This is a genomic window from Staphylococcus pseudoxylosus (genome assembly GCF_044794325.1).
Taxonomy (GTDB): domain Bacteria; phylum Bacillota; class Bacilli; order Staphylococcales; family Staphylococcaceae; genus Staphylococcus; species Staphylococcus pseudoxylosus.
Genome location: NZ_CP085024.1, coordinates 1494111 through 1511228 on the forward strand (window position 1 = coordinate 1494111; position 17118 = coordinate 1511228).

General features: G+C 32.3%; 16 protein-coding genes and 1 riboswitch. Of the genes, 13 read left to right on the forward strand and 3 right to left on the reverse strand.

The window, feature by feature from the left end:
* Positions 1-73: 73 nt before the first annotated feature.
* Positions 74-580: a DUF309 domain-containing protein gene (locus LG295_RS07195; protein WP_404475564.1), complete on the reverse strand. Its 507-nt coding sequence runs from the start codon at positions 578-580 to the stop codon at positions 74-76.
* 92 nt (positions 581-672) lie between these two features.
* On the opposite strand from LG295_RS07195, the gene LG295_RS07200 reads away from it, so the two are divergent.
* From LG295_RS07200 to LG295_RS07225, 6 genes are all read left to right on the forward strand, one after another.
* Complete coding sequence (locus LG295_RS07200; RefSeq protein ID WP_107530813.1) at positions 673-1407, forward strand: ScpA family protein; 735 nt, start codon at positions 673-675, stop codon at positions 1405-1407.
* Positions 1391-1939, forward strand: coding sequence for an SMC-Scp complex subunit ScpB (scpB, locus tag LG295_RS07205; protein WP_404475566.1), 549 nt, complete (start codon positions 1391-1393; stop codon positions 1937-1939). Before LG295_RS07200 ends, scpB begins: the two co-directional genes overlap by 17 nt.
* Positions 1932-2669: a pseudouridine synthase gene (locus LG295_RS07210; RefSeq protein WP_107530815.1), complete on the forward strand. Its 738-nt coding sequence runs from the start codon at positions 1932-1934 to the stop codon at positions 2667-2669. The genes scpB and LG295_RS07210 overlap by 8 nt, the downstream gene beginning before the upstream one ends.
* A gap of 130 nt (positions 2670-2799) precedes the next feature.
* A complete protein-coding gene (locus LG295_RS07215) occupies positions 2800-3522 on the forward strand; it encodes a response regulator (RefSeq protein WP_404475568.1) in 723 nt (240 codons plus the stop codon).
* Positions 3509-5284, forward strand: a complete 1776-nt coding sequence (locus LG295_RS07220) for an ATP-binding protein (protein ID WP_404475570.1) — start codon at positions 3509-3511, stop codon at positions 5282-5284. Before LG295_RS07215 ends, LG295_RS07220 begins: the two co-directional genes overlap by 14 nt.
* 249 nt (positions 5285-5533) lie before the next feature.
* A riboswitch (FMN riboswitch) is annotated at positions 5534-5670 on the forward strand.
* A 66-nt stretch (positions 5671-5736) separates the two neighbouring features.
* Positions 5737-6282, forward strand: a complete 546-nt coding sequence (locus LG295_RS07225; protein WP_107530817.1) for an ECF transporter S component — start codon at positions 5737-5739, stop codon at positions 6280-6282.
* A 344-nt stretch (positions 6283-6626) separates the two neighbouring features.
* Here LG295_RS07225 and LG295_RS07230 read toward each other — a convergent pair whose 3' ends face one another.
* Complete coding sequence (locus LG295_RS07230; protein ID WP_026113585.1) at positions 6627-6875, reverse strand: ferredoxin; 249 nt, start codon at positions 6873-6875, stop codon at positions 6627-6629.
* Between the two features lie 110 nt (positions 6876-6985).
* On the opposite strand from LG295_RS07230, the gene LG295_RS07235 reads away from it, so the two are divergent.
* From LG295_RS07235 to ypdA, 4 genes are all read left to right on the forward strand, one after another.
* On the forward strand, positions 6986-7948 hold the full coding sequence (locus LG295_RS07235; protein WP_107558346.1) for a helix-turn-helix domain-containing protein: 963 nt from the start codon (positions 6986-6988) through the stop codon (positions 7946-7948).
* Positions 7938-9320, forward strand: coding sequence for an ATP-dependent DNA helicase RecQ (locus LG295_RS07240; protein ID WP_107530819.1), 1383 nt, complete (start codon positions 7938-7940; stop codon positions 9318-9320). The genes LG295_RS07235 and LG295_RS07240 overlap by 11 nt, the downstream gene beginning before the upstream one ends.
* Positions 9321-9460: 140 nt before the next feature.
* Positions 9461-11101, forward strand: coding sequence for an elastin-binding protein EbpS (gene ebpS / locus LG295_RS07245; protein WP_404475574.1), 1641 nt, complete (start codon positions 9461-9463; stop codon positions 11099-11101).
* Positions 11102-11326: 225 nt separating this feature from the next.
* The gene (ypdA, locus tag LG295_RS07250; protein ID WP_107552024.1) at positions 11327-12313 is read left to right on the forward strand and encodes a bacillithiol disulfide reductase YpdA; all 987 of its coding nucleotides are present in this window, start codon (positions 11327-11329) and stop codon (positions 12311-12313) included.
* A gap of 128 nt (positions 12314-12441) precedes the next feature.
* On the opposite strand, the gene LG295_RS07255 is transcribed toward ypdA, so the two are convergent.
* Positions 12442-13416, reverse strand: a complete 975-nt coding sequence (locus LG295_RS07255; protein WP_404475577.1) for an asparaginase — start codon at positions 13414-13416, stop codon at positions 12442-12444.
* A 78-nt stretch (positions 13417-13494) separates the two neighbouring features.
* On the opposite strand from LG295_RS07255, the gene cmk reads away from it, so the two are divergent.
* From cmk to der, 3 genes are all read left to right on the forward strand, one after another.
* A complete protein-coding gene (gene cmk, locus LG295_RS07260) occupies positions 13495-14154 on the forward strand; it encodes a (d)CMP kinase (protein ID WP_107558354.1) in 660 nt (219 codons plus the stop codon).
* 292 nt (positions 14155-14446) lie between these two features.
* Entirely contained in the window at positions 14447-15628 is a 1182-nt protein-coding gene (gene rpsA / locus LG295_RS07265) for a 30S ribosomal protein S1 (RefSeq protein ID WP_326020259.1), read from the forward strand.
* A 179-nt stretch (positions 15629-15807) separates the two neighbouring features.
* Positions 15808-17118 carry a ribosome biogenesis GTPase Der gene (der, locus tag LG295_RS07270; protein WP_107558340.1) on the forward strand — a complete coding sequence of 437 codons (1311 nt, stop codon included), beginning with the start codon at positions 15808-15810 and terminating at the stop codon, positions 17116-17118.

A 17118-nucleotide genomic window follows, 5' to 3' on the forward strand; every position in this document is an offset into this window, starting at 1 on the left:
ACAGACCAGTTTATTCGTAGAATAACTAGCCTGTGTTTTTATATGTCTAATATTCAAAATAGAAATTTCATTATTACATTTTAGTATTTCTTCTTTCGCGAAGTGCTTGTAAACGTGCAGCTTGAACTTCAGACCGATCTCTTTCTAAATGATGATTTACTATATAACTGTCCTCAATAGTATAATCAGTCATCGTAAAGTTAGGATAAGCCTTTAGTATAGCTTGTTGCATGCTTGGTGTTAACGGCAGTTGTATTGGTACAAAATGATCGTCATTTTTAGCTGCTGCTATTAATTCTAAAAGTATTGTTTTATATGACTCTAATTCAATGCCTAATTCTGTATCATTAGTATAAGCTTGGATTACATTTAGCGCTTTACGAAATGATTTCATAGCACCTTTATGATTAGCCCGACGAAAATGATAACATCCTGTCGCTAATAAGATTAAACTTACGACTGCATCATCTTTATGAAAGTGTTCGTTGTCTTTCCATGCTTCTTCTAATATGTCATGACATAAAAAATAGTGTTGTTTAGTGTGAAAGTGAAAATAAAAATCTTTCAATGCTTTTTCCATATTAAAACCGCTCCAAATTTAAATGTTTACTATAAACATGCTATAATATTTTAGTGAATTACGCACTTAACTTGCGATATGAGGTAGATAAAATGTATGAAGTAAAGTTAGATGCCTTTAATGGTCCTTTAGACTTATTATTGCATCTTATTCAAAAAATTGAAATTGATATTTATGATATTCCAATGAAGGAATTAACTGAGCAGTATATGCAATATATTCATGCGATGAACCAGTTAGAAATAAATATTGCAAGTGAATACTTAGTAATGGCTTCTGAATTACTTGTGATTAAAAGTAAGTTACTATTACCACAAACAAATGAAGAAGAAACTTTAGATGACGACCCACGTGATGATTTAGTCGGTCGATTAATTGAATATCAAAACTATAAAGCATATACAGAAATTCTAAATGAAAAGAAATCAGAACGCGCTCACTATTTTTCAAAACATCCAACCGATTTATCACATTTAGAATCAACAGAAACATGGGATTCAGAAAACACAATAGATTTAACAGAATTAATCATTGCCTATCAGAAAGTGAAAAACAGAGTAGAATTTAATACACCTAAAACTGTTGATATACATAAAGAGACATTTACTATTCAACAAGCCACAACACAAGTTTCTGAACGTTTAAAACAGCATGATTCTTTCAATTTCTTTAGTTTGTTTAATTTTACTGAACCCGTAGAAATGGTTGTAACACATTTTCTAGCAATACTTGAAATGTCCAAATCTGGTATTGTTAACATTGAACAACCCAAAAGTTTTGATGATATCAACATTTTAAGAGGGGTAAACTATGGAATCGAACGTTAAAGGAATTTTAGAATCACTATTATATACAGCTGGTGATGAAGGGCTAGACAAAAAACAATTACTTGAAATTTTAGAAATAGATGATGCTACTTTATCAGAACTTGTAAATACATATCAATCTGATGGTTTAATGATTCAACATTTTGGACAAACTTATGTATTAACAACTAAAAAAGAAGCTTCAGAATATATCGAGAAATTAATTGAACAAAAATCAAAAATGAAGTTATCACAAGCTGCAATGGAATCTTTATCTATTATTGCCTACAATCAACCTTTATCACGAAGCGATATAGAAATGATTAGAGGCATTAATTCTGATGGTGCTGTGAAAACTTTAATTGCTAGAGGTCTTGTAGAAGCAAAAGAGCAAGCTGATTCAAGAAGCCAACAACTCTATACAACTGAATTATTTTTAAATGTATTTGGTATTGAGCATTTGGACGATTTACCTACAACTGATGAAGAAGATGAAGAAATCGAAGCATTCTTCAGTAATTTAGTGAACCAAAAAGGAGAAAATAATGACTAAAGAGACAGAAAGATTACAAAAACGCATAGCCAATAGTGGTTACACATCACGCCGTAAAGCAGAAACGCTTATTACAGAAGGTAAGGTTAAAGTCAACGGTTCGGTTGTCACTGAATTAGGCACTAAAGTGAAAAATTCAGATAGTATAGAGGTTGAAGGTATTAAACTAGAACAAGAAGATAAGTTATACATTTTGTTTTATAAACCAGCACAAGTAATTACAAGTGTATCTGATGATAGAGGCAGAAAAGTCGTAACTGATTACTTTAAAGAAATTAAAACTAGAATCTATCCTGTTGGCCGTTTAGATTACGACACTTCGGGGTTACTTTTATTAACGAATGATGGAGAATTTACAAATTTAATGACGCACCCTAGCTATAAAATAAAGAAAAAGTATGTTGTTAAATTAAAAGGGTATCTTATGAGAGAAGAAGTTAAAGCATTAGAACAAGGTATAAAATTAGAAGACGGCGTTACGCAACCAGCAATTGTTAAAGTTAAAAATCAAGATAAAGATAAAAATAATACACTTGTTGAAATTACAATTACAGAAGGTCGCAATCGTCAAGTTCGTCGCATGTTTGAACACTTTGGACACCAAGTATCTAAACTTCAACGTATTGAATTCGGACCATTAGACTTAAAAGGGTTGAATGCGGGCGAGGGCAGAGTTTTAACGCCTCATGAAGTTAAAACAATTCGCCACCTTGCAGAGCACGGTAAATAGATATTAATTTCGCTTCTTCTATGCTTATGAGAATTTTTTCACAAACTTTAAGGTCACAGTCACTTTTAAAGACAAACCTATGATATAATATTGTTGAATATGAAAGTAGCAGTGTGGGAGGTATATATGCATGTCAAACGAAATACTTATCGTAGACGATGAAGACAGAATCAGAAGATTATTAAAGTTATATCTTGAAAGAGAATCTTTTGAAATACACGAAGCAAGTGATGGTAATGAAGCATATAAAATGGCTGTAGATCATGATTATGCTTGTATTTTATTAGATTTAATGCTACCAGAAATGGATGGAATCACTGTAGCATCTCGATTAAGAGAACATAAAGAAACACCAATTATTATGTTAACTGCTAAAGGTGAAGAAACAAACAGGGTAGAAGGGTTTGAGTCTGGTGCTGATGATTATATCGTTAAACCATTTTCACCACGTGAGGTTGTGTTACGTGTCAAAGCATTATTAAGACGTACTCAAGTTGCATCTCCTGAACAAAGTGAGCCACATGCAAGAGATTTAATTGAATTTGATTACTTAGTTATAGATAATGATGCACACAGAGTGTTGGCTGATGGGAATCAAGTGAACTTGACACCTAAAGAATATGAGCTATTAATCTTCTTAGCCAAAACACCAAATAAAGTATTCGATAGAGAACAATTATTAAAAGAAGTCTGGCATTATGAGTTCTATGGCGACTTGCGTACAGTAGACACGCACGTTAAACGTTTAAGAGAAAAGTTAAATCGAGTATCAGAAGATGCTGCTCATATGATACAAACTGTATGGGGTGTAGGATATAAATTTGAAGTCAAATCAAATAATGAACCTACTTAATAGTGTAGTTGTAAAACTGTGGTTAACTATAATATTTATAGTAACTACAGTTTTAATTCTATTAAGTGCAGCTCTTATAACGTTTATACAGTCTTATTTCACTCAAGAAACAGAAGATTCTTTATTAAAAGACGCCAAAAGGATAAGCCAACTTGTTGAAAGTTCTGACGATAGAGCTACTGCTATCGAACATAGTCGTAAATTAATTGAAGGCCCTGTTGGTCTAATCATAATGAATGATAAACACAAAGATAACCAAGACAATGATGTTACAAAAAATGAAATGTTCAAGGAAATTAAAAATAACAAAGATTATGATCGCGTCTTTGATCACGGCAAACAAATTTCAGAACATGTAACAGTCAGCTTTAATGACAAACAACGAACATATGTATTAATTGGTTATCCAACGAAAAATATTGAAGCAGCAAATAGTCCGAATAGTAAATATAGTGGCGTGTTTATCTATCAAGACTTAAAGACAATAGAAGAAACCAATAATGTGATTACAGTAATTATCTTAATCATTGCTATCATCTTTTTAGCAATAACAACCGTATTTGCTTTCTTCTTATCGTCACGGATAACAAAGCCTCTACGTAATTTAAGGACGCAAGCTCTAAAAGTCTCTAAAGGTGATTATGCTCAAGTTGTACCAGTTAACTCAAAAGATGAAATTGGTGAATTATCACGTACATTTAATACAATGAGTTCTGAAATTCAACAGCATATTGATGCATTGTCATCCTCTAAAAATATTCGAGACAGTCTAATTAACTCCATGGTTGAAGGCGTTTTAGGATTTAATGACAAAAAAGAAATTATTATTTCTAATAAATTAGCCAATACCATTTTGCAAATGTTAGATGAATATGCGTTAGAAAAATTAGATGAACAAAATGAACTTACATTTAGCAGCAAAAAAACGCAATTTGAAGTTTATGAAATCAATACACGTTATTTTGTAATTATCACTAGCTATATAGAGCAAATACAGCCTGATGGGAGAAGTGGTATCGTAGCCATAATTCGTGATATGACAAACGAGCATAATATGGATCAAATGAAAAAAGATTTTATTGCAAACGTCTCTCATGAATTACGTACGCCTATATCCTTATTGCAAGGATACACTGAATCTATTGTTGATGGTATCGTAACTGAACCTGATGAAATTCATGAATCATTATCTATCGTTTTAGATGAAACTAAAAGATTGAATAGGTTGGTCAATGAATTATTAAATGTAGCGCGAATGGATGCTGAAGGTTTAACTGTAGATAAAGTTGTGCAACTAATTGATCCATTACTTAATAAAATGCAACAAAAGTATCAAAAGCATGCCAAAGATTTAGAATTAAATATGTGTTTAAACCCAGATACGCAACAACATTTGTGGTATTTTGATTCGGATAGAATTGAACAAGTGTTAACTAATTTAATAGATAATGCGTCTAGATATACTGAACCTGGGGATACAATCAACATAGAGGTAAGTGAAACTAATTCAGAACAAATACTATATATATCCGACACCGGCTCTGGTATCGCACCCGAACATTTACAACAAGTTTTTGATCGTTTTTACAAAGTAGATACTGCACGTAAGCGTGGCAAACAAGGAACTGGGTTAGGATTATTTATCTGCCGTATGATTATTGATTCTCATGGTGGTACTATTGATGTACAAAGCAAACTAGGGAAAGGGACTACTTTTATCATTTCCTTACCTAAACCAGAGATTGAAGATGACAATAGTTAAGTATCGTGACTAGATTAATGAAAAACTAAGTATAAGCATGATAATTTGAAATAATAAACATATATACAGTATATCCTTATATGCAATTCATTTATGTATAGAACTTAAAAACTGCCGACAAAGTTAAATGCTTTGTTGGCAGTTTTTATGCCAGTTTCATCCATTTTATTGACGTTGATAATATATTTTAAGCAAGTCTATTGTTTTTATCTGAGCAATAAGCTATGATAAATTTATAAAATTTAAGAAATTCATCTTCGGGGTAGGGTGTAATTCCCAACCGGCAGTAATTTAAGCCTGCGACCCATTAATCTAATTCATAGATTAATGGCTGATCTAGTGTAAATCTAGAGCCGACAGTATAGTCTGGATGGGAGAAGATGGAGGGTTTATTTGTTGTGCAATTATATCCTCCTATTCTAAGAAAGATGAATGGAAGGAGATAATTTGATATGCAACAACAAACAAAACGCCTCATTACGATTAGTATGTTGAGTGCAGTAGCATTTATTTTAATGTTTATAAAGTTCCCGATACCATTTTTACCACCATATTTAACTTTAGATTTTGGTGATGTACCAGCCTTGTTAGCAACATTTACTCTAGGTCCTGTAGCCGGACTTATTGTAGAATTTATTAAAAACTTACTCAATTTTCTATTCAATATTGGAGATCCAGTAGGTCCTGTAGCTAACTTTTTAGCGGCATCAAGCTTTTTATTAACAGCTTATTTCGTCACAAAACATAAAGGTGTCCTCAAATCTCAAATTATAGGACTTAGTGTGGCTACGTTAGTGATGACGATTGTTCTAAGTATACTAAACTACTTTGTTTTATTACCTTTATATGGCATGATTATGAACCTAACTGATGTAGTAGAAAATATTAAAATAGTTATTGTATCGGGCGTCATACCTTTTAATATTATTAAGGGTGTCGTCATCTCAATTGTCTTTATTCTTTTATATAATCGATTAAAAAACATTTTACCACGTTAAAATGATAGTATAACTTATCATCTAGAATGATAAACGCCCTTCATTTTTCACTGATCGAGTGAGAAATGAAGGGCGTTTATATTTTAAATATAAATATGTATATAAAGGTTACTTTAAGGAATTTATAGCTGAGATTGCAGTTATTTCAAAAGTGAATAGCCAGAATCCGATCATGTTTACAATATAAATTCATTGAAGTAATACAACTTTATAGAATAACTGGATACAAAAAATCCGAGACAGTTATTTGTGTCTCGGATTTAAATTCAATTATGTCTAAGTCATTAAATGAGGTTATTACAATAGTAGATAACCGCTTGTTTACGCTTAAATATAATGCATTTCTATTCAAATTTTAACGCGTCACCATCAAATGGTTCTTCTTCAATTTTAATAGAATCAGTAGGGCATCCGTCTATAGCATCTTCCATATCTTCATATAATTCTTCTGGTACCTCTGCAGTACCTTGGTTATCATCTAGTATTACATAAGCGATACCTTCGTCATCATAGTCATATATATCAGGGGCAGCGGCACCGCAAGCGCCACATGCTATGCATGTGTCCATATCAACAATTGTATATTTAGCCAATTTCTTCGCCTCCTTTGACAAAAATGCTACAATAATTACACAAATATTATTGTAATCACTGTTTATCATTTTTTCAAATGTTTTCGATTTATAAAAGTGAGGGAGCATCCATGTATAATTTAATTCATTTTGCATACACAAAGTCACATAATTACAAAACCGAAAAAAGTATATTTAATATTATCACAGGTAAAAAATCGCATCAAACCTTTTTTGATGCCTGTAGTCAACAACTCTTATCATTGTATCATAGTATGCCTAAACTAAAATATCCTTTATTCGAACAATATTCTAGTAATTCTAACATCAACGAACAACAAATTCAAAATATCATTAGCCACCCACGGCATACATATGACAGCTTATTAAACACTTTCAATGCACTACAATTGTTAACGCAAACGTTGTCTAATATCCAACATGACAATTATCAATTTGTACCTATTACACAACATAGAACAGTTCATCAAAAGGTTAAACACTTATATAAAAAAATTTCTGACGACCAATTAGAAAAATCATTTATAGCAGAACTCACGTTACTTTTTCAATCTTTAACTAACCATAATAATGACATATACATTCATTATTATTTGCAAGGTTTCGAAGAAAGTATGTATACAAGACAACAAGTTAGTTTAATAGAAGCAATATCGCAGGAAATGCTTTTTGAATTAGAAATGAGGGATTTAGTAACTTTAATGTATGAAATAGAGAATGAAGAAAAGTATCCATTATTACATAGCTTAATTATTCTTCCGACATTATTAAACAAAACTGAAAAAACTTATTTAGGAATACAAAATGGATTAAACTTCAAACAACTTGCTGCGCAACAAAATGTTAAACCTAATACAATCGACGATCATATTTTAGAATTATTTATCAAAGGATACATAACCGATTACGATAGTTATTTAAACCATGTAGAATACAAACCATTTATAACTTATTATATAGCTAATCGTAGTGAAAGACTACGTAGCTATAAGGACACTTTCTCTGAACTCAGTTACTTTGAAATTAAATTAATTATTGTTGGTGTCGAAAGAGGTGAACTAAATGTTACATGATGACTTGAAAAAATGGTTTGGATTTGAATCATTTAAGCCTGGCCAAGAAGAAATTATTAACAATGTACTTAATAATATTGATACTTTAGGAATCCTGCCTACTGGTAGTGGTAAAAGCCTATGTTACCAATTGCCAACCTACATAAAACAAAAACCAACGTTAGTTATCTCTCCGTTAATTTCACTGATGGATGATCAAGTTATGCAACTTAAGTTACAAGGAGAAAAAAATGTATGTTGTATACATTCAGGCATGGATGAAAATGAAAAGCAACAAAACATTAACTGCTTAAACCAAAGTAAATTTATTTTTTTAAGTCCAGAGTTTATATTACAAAAACACAATTTCAAATTGATTAAACGTTTAAATATCGGCATGATTGTATTAGATGAAGCGCATTGCCTATCTGAATGGGGCTATGATTTTAGGCCGCATTATGCACTTATAGGCAAAATTGTAAATCATTTCAATGATGCTACCGTATTAGCATTAACTGCAACAGCACCTTCTTATTTAACTTTTGATTTAGAGCAAATATTAAGTAAATCATTTTCAGTCATAAAAAATAGTATGAATAGAGATAACATTTCACTAGCGCATAAAAATTTTGCTGATGATGATGAAAAATTAAAATGGCTTTTACCTACATTAGAGCAATCAGGGCCAACAATTATTTATGTATCATCTAAAAAAATGTGTCTATCATTAGCTCAAAGTATTTATAATTACGGTTTTTTAACTGGAATTTACCATGGAGATCTATCATACCAAGAAAGGCATACAGTACAACATCAATTTATTAATAATGAAATCCCTATTATCGTTGCTACAAGTGCTTTTGGCATGGGTATTAACAAAAAAGATATTAGAACAATTATTCATTTCCATTTATCTACAAGTCCATCTAGTTATATGCAAGAAATAGGTAGAGCAGGCCGTGACGGTAAACAAAGCCAAGCAATAAGCCTTTATCAACCTGATGATAGCTTTCTTTTAGAAACTTTATTATTTACAGACATAATTAACGTTGAGGATGTAAATGCGTATGAATTATCGCAGTTTCTACCACCTGAAAAGTCAGACATACTTGATGTACTAAGTACACAGTATACTTTTGAGCAATTGCGCAATATCTTTGATATGGCTTATAAACGTAAAAAATTAGGTTATATACGTATGCTAGGTTACAAAAATCTTGATCAATGCAGAAGATCTTATTTAGTTGAATTTTTTGATGAAATTCTGATAGAAAAGCCTAAACTATGTTGCGATAATGATTGTGAATTAAATTTAATAAATATAATAAATAGAAAAAAAGTAAAAAGAAAAATGGAATTTAATGAAAAAATACAAAATTTGTTTAAAAAATAGACAATTACTTTACTTCATATTTTCAATCAAGCTATAATACGATATATACACTTATTTAGCAGTATTTTTTCTAAAAAAATTATACATATTTACGTTCTGTTAGGGTAAAACAGTATATACTTAAATAAAAAGGAAGGATGATGAATTTGTCTAAAAACAATTTTAAAGATGATTTTGAAAAAAATCGTCAATCCATTGATCCAAAAGAACATCAAGACAACGCCAAGGACTCAGTTAACAATTCAGTTGACAATGTAAAAGAGGAAGTTTCTGATAAAACAGACGAACAATTCCCTCCAAGAAATGCTCAGCGAAGACAACGTAGAAGAGATACTGCTACAAATCAAGGTGAAAATGAACAGACTAATCAAACAGATCAACAAGAACATAGCGAGGATGAAGCATTTGATAGTGAACAGTACAACGAAGACAATTCAACATCTGACTTAACATCAGAACGTAATACTGATGACCCTTCACAAAATAACAATTTAAGTCATGAGCCTACTAGCGATAAAACAAATGCTAATGATCATAAGTACAGCGAAGACAATAATGGTTTAGAGGACGAAAACAGTTCTAAGAAAAAAGGCGCTGCTGTAGCAGGCGGAGCAGGAGCTACTGGTGCTGGCGCTTATGCTGCTAGTAAACATAAGGATAAAGATAGTTCAGATGCAAACCATGACGAGTCAAAAAATGACAATCAACAACATGCAGATGAACAAGATGTTGATGAAAATCAACCAGATAACCAATCCAATCAAGACCAAAACGAATCACAACAAGATGATTCTAAAAAAGGCTCTAAGAAAAAAGGTGCTGCTGTAGCAGGTGGAGCCGCGGCTGCTGGAGCTGGTGCATACGCAGCGGGTAAACATAAAGGTAAAAATGATAAAAACGCTAGTCATGATGATGATACATCAGAAAATGATAAAAACGACAACAAGGATCAACAAAATAACGAGAAAAGTAGTAACAAGAAAAAAGGTACTGCTGTAGCAGGTGGAGCGGCAGCTGCTGGAACTGGTGCTGCTGCTAGCCATTCAAAATCAAACGGTGGTAATGGTGGTAACGGTAACGGCGGTAACGGTGGTAATAACAATAATGACGATGACGACAACAAGAAAAAAGGTGGTTTATTAGGAAAATTACTACCTATTCTTGCTGCTATCTTAATCTTAGCTGCTATTGCTATATTCGCCGGTATGGCACTTACTGGAAACAACGACGATAGTAACAACAACGATGATAAAAAAGTCGCTGATAATAAAGATAAAGCTTCTGATAAAGACTCTGACAAAGATAAAAAATCAAATGACGATAAAGCTAACAAAGATGATGACAAAAATGCTTCTTCTGACTCAGATGATAATAGTAATTCTTCAGATGATGCTAATAGCGATTCTGACCAATCAGATTCTGACTCTCAAGACCAAGCAAATAGTGATCAAAATCAAAATAATCAAGATCAAGCTAATCAAAGCGATCAATCACAACAAAATCAACAAGATAGTCAATCACAACAAAATGATCAAGCCGATACACAAAATGGTTCAACTGAACAATCTCAAGGTTCATCAAATAATAACCAACAGAATGACCAAGCTACAACTAATAATTCTGGACAACAAACACATGTTGTAAATGGCCAAAACCTTTATAGAATTGCCATCCAATATTACGGTGAAGGTTCTCCAGAAAATGTAGAAAAAATTAGAGAGGCGAATAACATACAAGGTAATGACATCCATAATGGTCAACGTTTAGTTATTCCTCAATAAAGAAAATAAAAGTATTTATTTCATAATTTAAAATGGATTGCAGCAATAATCCATTCATATAAAAAGATCTCACTATGAGCTTGCATTTATAGTGAGATCTTTTTTATTTTCTCAATATATTTATAGACACAAACAATTTTGTAATAAAATTTTCAATTTCTTTCATTTGGTTTTTTTAAAACTATTGGTATAATATATGGGTGGTAAAAGGAGGACGAAGGAAGAATGCAAACAGTTGAAAGTATAATTATAGGTGGCGGTCCTTGTGGACTTAGCGCTGCTATCGAACAAAAAAGAAAAGGGATAGATACATTAGTTATAGAAAAAGGGAACGTTGTAGATGCAATTTATAATTACCCAACACATCAAACGTTCTTTTCTTCAAGTGATAAATTAAGTATTGGGGACGTTCCGTTTATAGTGGAAGAAAGCAAACCACATCGTAATCAAGCGTTGGTTTACTATAGAGCTGTTGTAAAACATCACCAACTTCGTATTAATGCTTTTGAAGAAGTCCTCACAGTAAAAAAAATAAATAACCGTTTTACAATAACAACTACTAAGGACGTATATCAATGTAGATTTCTTACTGTAGCTACAGGTTATTACGGACATCATAATCAACTTGAAGTTGAAGGTGCTGAACTTCCTAAAGTTATGCATTACTTTAAAGAAGCGCATCCTTATTTTGATCAAAATGTAGTCATTATTGGCGGTAAAAATTCTGCTGTAGATGCGGCATTAGAATTAGAAAAAGCAGGTGCAAACGTTACAGTCATTTATCGAGGTAGTGATTATCCTAAAGCGATTAAACCTTGGATATTACCGAATTTTGAATCTCTCGTCCGTCACGAAAAAATTAATATGGCGTTTGATTCAAATGTGACTAAAATAACAGAAGATAGTGTTATTTATGAACAAAATGGGCAAACTTTTGAAATAGCTAATGACTATGTTTTCGCGATGATAGGATATCACCCAGATTATGAATTCTTACAATCGATAGGTATTGAAATTAACGAGAATGAATATGGCACTGCACCAATCTATAATAAAGAAACATATGAGACAAATGTAGAAAATTGTTATATCGCAGGTGTTATTGCTGCAGGTAATGATGCAAACACAATATTTATTGAGAATGGTAAATATCATGGTGGTATTATAACTCAAAGTATTTTATCTAAAAAACAAACTCCACTTGAATCTTAAAATGATCATATTTTAATCACATTCTTAGCAAGTATTTATAATTATTCTTCAATAATCAAAATCAAAAAGCACAACCACTTATACTAGGTTATAAATGGTTGTGCTTTTTATTTACATATATATTTTCATTATAACTGTGATTCAAAATATTGTTTCAACTGTTCTGATGACAATTGATTACTTAACCCTACAAGAAGTTTTAAACGTGCTTTTGGACCATTTAAACCATTTGAGAAAATAACACCTTTCTCTGCTAGCGTTGCGCCGCCACCTTCATAAGCGTATATTGGTCCAACAATACCATTGAATGATCTAGAAACTAGAACTATTGGTATATGTTTATGCAAACAATTATCCAAACCTTCCAAACTAGTTGGCGGTAAATTCCCTTGCCCAAGACCTTCAATAATAATACCATCTACATTGTTTTGGCTATAAAAAGTCAAGACATCACTGTTCATTCCCATATAAGCCTTAACTAAAGGAATGTTTAAATTGTGATCTATTTCATTAAGGATTAGATGCTCAAAAGGTTTATGATGGAATTGAACACTGTTTTTAGTTACTACACCTAAAGGGCCATGGTTGGGACTTTGAAATGTATTTGTGTTAGAAGTATGTGTTTTTGTTACATTGCGAGCAGTATGTATCTCATCATTAAAGACAACCATAACACCCATATCTGTAGCTTCATCACTTGTTGCAACTCTAATAGCTGATATGAAATTATACAAACCATCCGAACCAATTTCATTTGAGGAACGCATTGCACCTGTAATTGCTATAGGTTTGGAAATAGCAATTGTTAAATCTAGCAAGTATGCAGTTTCTTCCAATGTATCTGTACCATGTGTGATAACAAATGCATCAAAGCTTTCATTTTGAGCTGCATTTTCAATTAATGCTTTTAATTTTTCAACATATTTAATATCCATATGTGGTGAGGGAACATTAAATGGTGTAATTTCAGTTACATCAGCATACCTTTCTATTACATCCTTGTGATTAGATATAGGGTTATCTGTATTTGTAACTACTTGATTAGCTTCATCTTGTGACATGCTAATGGTGCCGCCAGTATGAATAACAAGAACTTTTTTCATGCGGGCATTCCTCCTATTTATAAAGTACATATTTATGATAAAATATTATTCATAAAACAACAAGGAAGGGTTACTAAAATGAAATTATTAAATATCGCACTTGATGGACCTGCAGCAGCAGGAAAAAGTACAATTGCTAAACTTGTTGCTAGTGAATTATCTATGATCTATGTAGATACTGGTGCAATGTATCGTGCAATTACTTATAAATACTTACAACAAAATAAAACTGAAGACTTTAATGAATTAATCGATACGACAGAATTATCACTCACATATGATGAAATTAAAGGTCAAAGGGTCATTTTAGATAATCAAGATGTCACTGACTACTTAAGAGAAAATAATGTAACGAGTCATGTATCATATGTGGCTTCAAAAGAACCGGTTCGCACATTTGCAGTCAAAAAACAACAAGAATTAGCAGCCAAAAAAGGTATTGTTATGGACGGTAGAGATATCGGAACTGTCGTATTACCAAATGCTGATTTAAAAGTCTATATGATAGCTTCAGTGGAAGAACGTGCGTTACGCAGACAGAAAGATAATGAAGAAAGAGGTATTGAATCAAATATAGAGCAATTAAAAAAGGAGATTGCAGACAGAGATCATTATGATATGAATCGTGAAATTTCTCCTTTAATGAAGGCTGACGATGCCATTACTGTGGACACAACTGGTAAAAGCATAGAAACTGTAACAGCAGAAATATTAACTTTAGTAAAATCGCTAGATTAATCGTAGATGTCTCTGATTTAATATAAATATTTTTCATATAGTGTAAAAAGGTTATACAATGAAAAAAGTGGGTATATAATACACGTGTATTATTATACTAATCAGAATTAATATACTATATAAAATGTAAAGTATAGGTAAATTTTTAGTTCTTTTTGTTAGATTAGAAAAACCTATTTTACAAGACATTAACAATTTAAAATCGATTCTCTCGAATAAAGGGGAATTTCTTGACAATTCTGTCAGTTTATAAGATGTTATAATTATGTAGTGTAATAAGGAGGCAGACAAGATGACTGAAGAGTTTAACGAATCAATGATTAACGAGATTAAAGAAGGGGATAAGGTTACTGGTGAAGTTCAAGAAATTGAAGAAAAACAAGTAATCATCCATGTCAATGGTGGTAAATTTAATGGCATCATCCCTATTAGTCAACTTTCAACGCATCATATTGACAACCCAAGCGATGCAGTAAAAGTTGGTGATGAAATCGGTGCATATGTTACGAAAGTAGAATATGACGAAGAAAATGAAACGGGTGCATACATCCTTTCAAAACGCCAACTCGAAACTGAAAAATCATATGAATTTTTACAAGAACAGTTAGATAATAACCAAACTATCGAAGCTAAAGTCACAGAAGTAGTTAAAGGTGGTTTAGTTGTAGATGTTGGCCAAAGAGGATTTGTACCAGCCTCATTAATTTCTACAGATTTCATTGAAGATTTCTCTGGTTTTGAAGGACAAATTTTAAAACTTAAAGTTGAAGAATTAGATCCTGCAAATAATCGTGTCATTCTTAGTCGAAAAGCAGTAGAGGCAATAGAAAACGCAGAGAAAAAAGATAAATTACTGGAGTCACTTAACGAAGGTGACGTTATCGAAGGTAAAGTAGCGCGTTTAACTAATTTCGGTGCTTTTGTTGATATTGGAGGCGTGGACGGTCTTGTACACGTTTCGGAATTATCACACGAACATGTTAAATCACCTGAAGATATTGTGGCTATTGGAGATAGCGTGAAAGTTAAAATCAAATCAGTAGACAAAGATTCTGAACGTATTTCACTGTCTATCAAAGATACATTACCAAGTCCTTTTGAAGCAATTAAAGGCGAAATCAATGAAGGTGAAGTTATAGAAGGAACTGTAGTTAGATTGACTAACTTTGGTGCTTTCGTGGAGATTCAACCTGGCGTACAAGGATTAGTTCATATTTCAGAAATTAGTCATTCACACATCGGCACACCTGGCGAGGTATTACAACCAGGCGAAAAAGTGAGTGTGAAAGTACTCAGTGTGGATCCTGAAAACGAACGTATTTCATTATCAATAAAAGCAACATTACCAGATGAAAATGTCATTGAAAGCGATAGCGAAACGACGCAATCTTATTTAAATGATACTTCAGAAGATGAAGATAACCCAACGCTTGGTGATGTATTTGGAGATAAATTAAAAGACTTCAAATTTTAACAATGTAAGTAATAGCAACTTTAAATCTTGTCCTAGTATATGTTAGGGCAAGATTTCTTTTTTTGTTATTCAAATTTTGTATGATAATACTATAACAAAATATTGATTTAATATTTCTTTTGATTTCATTACCCCTTATGATAGAATTATAGAGATTAAAGAAGAGAGGAAGTTAGTTTATGACTAAACCTATAGTAGCTATTGTAGGCAGGCCAAATGTAGGCAAATCTACAATTTTTAACAGAGTCGTAGGTGAACGCGTTTCAATCGTAGAAGACACACCTGGCGTGACTCGCGATAGAATTTATTCATCAGGTGAATGGTTGACTCACGATTTTAACATTATTGATACTGGTGGTATCGAGATTGGAGATGCCCCATTCCAAACACAAATTAGAGCACAAGCTGAAGTTGCAATCGATGAAGCCGATGTAATTATTTTTATGGTAAACGTAAGAGAAGGCCTAACTCAAAGTGATGAAATGGTTGCTCAAATGTTATATAAATCAAAAAAACCGGTAGTACTAGCAGTAAATAAAGTTGATAATCCAGAAATGAGAAATGAAATTTACGATTTCTACTCACTTGGTTTTGGGGATCCGTATCCAATTTCTGGTTCACACGGACTAGGTTTGGGAGATTTATTAGACGAAGTTGTTAAACATTTTAAAGAAGAAGAAGCAGACCCATATGACGATGATACAATACGTTTATCAATCATTGGACGCCCAAATGTTGGGAAATCAAGTTTAGTAAATGCAATCCTAGGTGAAGATCGTGTAATCGTATCAAACGTAGCTGGTACTACTAGAGACGCTGTTGATACCGAATATAGCTACGATGATCAAGATTATGTATTGATAGACACTGCAGGAATGCGTAAAAAAGGTAAAGTCTATGAAAATACAGAAAAATATTCAGTGCTACGTGCTTTAAAAGCCATTGAACGCTCAAATGTAATTTTAATCGTTATTGATGCAGATCAAGGTATCATCGAGCAAGATAAGCGTGTTGCTGGCTATGCACACGAAGAAGGTAAAGCAATTGTAATTGTCGTGAATAAATGGGATACAGTAGATAAAGAAACGAATACTATGAAAAAATTTAAAGATGAAGTTCGTAAAGAATTCCAATTTTTAGATTATGCAGAGGTTGCATTTGTTTCCGCAAAAGAGAAGCAACGTCTCAGAACATTATTCCCATATATTAAAGAAGCTAGTGAAAATCATAAAAAACGTGTTCAAAGTTCCACTCTAAATGAAGTGATTACGGATGCAATTTCTATGAATCCTACACCTACAGATAAAGGTCGACGTTTAAATGTATTCTATGCTACGCAAGTTGCAATTGAACCGCCGACATTTATCGTATTTGTAAATGATGTCGAGCTATTGCATTTTTCATACAAACGTTATTTAGAAAATCAAATTAGAGCCGCATTCGGCTTTGAAGGTACACCAGTACACATAATAGCAAGAAAAAGAAATTAA

What these genes read in the sequence shown, in the direction of transcription:
- LG295_RS07195 (WP_404475564.1), bottom strand. Translation starts at nt 580, where the DNA reads ATGGAAAAAGCATTGAAAGATTTTTATTTTCACTTTCACACTAAACAA.
- LG295_RS07200 (WP_107530813.1), top strand. Translation starts at nt 673, where the DNA reads ATGTATGAAGTAAAGTTAGATGCCTTTAATGGTCCTTTAGACTTATTA.
- scpB (WP_404475566.1), top strand. Translation starts at nt 1,391, where the DNA reads ATGGAATCGAACGTTAAAGGAATTTTAGAATCACTATTATATACAGCT.
- LG295_RS07210 (WP_107530815.1), top strand. Translation starts at nt 1,932, where the DNA reads ATGACTAAAGAGACAGAAAGATTACAAAAACGCATAGCCAATAGTGGT.
- LG295_RS07215 (WP_404475568.1), top strand. Translation starts at nt 2,800, where the DNA reads ATGTCAAACGAAATACTTATCGTAGACGATGAAGACAGAATCAGAAGA.
- LG295_RS07220 (WP_404475570.1), top strand. Translation starts at nt 3,509, where the DNA reads ATGAACCTACTTAATAGTGTAGTTGTAAAACTGTGGTTAACTATAATA.
- LG295_RS07225 (WP_107530817.1), top strand. Translation starts at nt 5,737, where the DNA reads ATGCAACAACAAACAAAACGCCTCATTACGATTAGTATGTTGAGTGCA.
- LG295_RS07235 (WP_107558346.1), top strand. Translation starts at nt 6,986, where the DNA reads ATGTATAATTTAATTCATTTTGCATACACAAAGTCACATAATTACAAA.
- LG295_RS07240 (WP_107530819.1), top strand. Translation starts at nt 7,938, where the DNA reads ATGTTACATGATGACTTGAAAAAATGGTTTGGATTTGAATCATTTAAG.
- ebpS (WP_404475574.1), top strand. Translation starts at nt 9,461, where the DNA reads ATGAATTTGTCTAAAAACAATTTTAAAGATGATTTTGAAAAAAATCGT.
- ypdA (WP_107552024.1), top strand. Translation starts at nt 11,327, where the DNA reads ATGCAAACAGTTGAAAGTATAATTATAGGTGGCGGTCCTTGTGGACTT.
- LG295_RS07255 (WP_404475577.1), bottom strand. Translation starts at nt 13,416, where the DNA reads ATGAAAAAAGTTCTTGTTATTCATACTGGCGGCACCATTAGCATGTCA.
- cmk (WP_107558354.1), top strand. Translation starts at nt 13,495, where the DNA reads ATGAAATTATTAAATATCGCACTTGATGGACCTGCAGCAGCAGGAAAA.
- rpsA (WP_326020259.1), top strand. Translation starts at nt 14,447, where the DNA reads ATGACTGAAGAGTTTAACGAATCAATGATTAACGAGATTAAAGAAGGG.
- der (WP_107558340.1), top strand. Translation starts at nt 15,808, where the DNA reads ATGACTAAACCTATAGTAGCTATTGTAGGCAGGCCAAATGTAGGCAAA.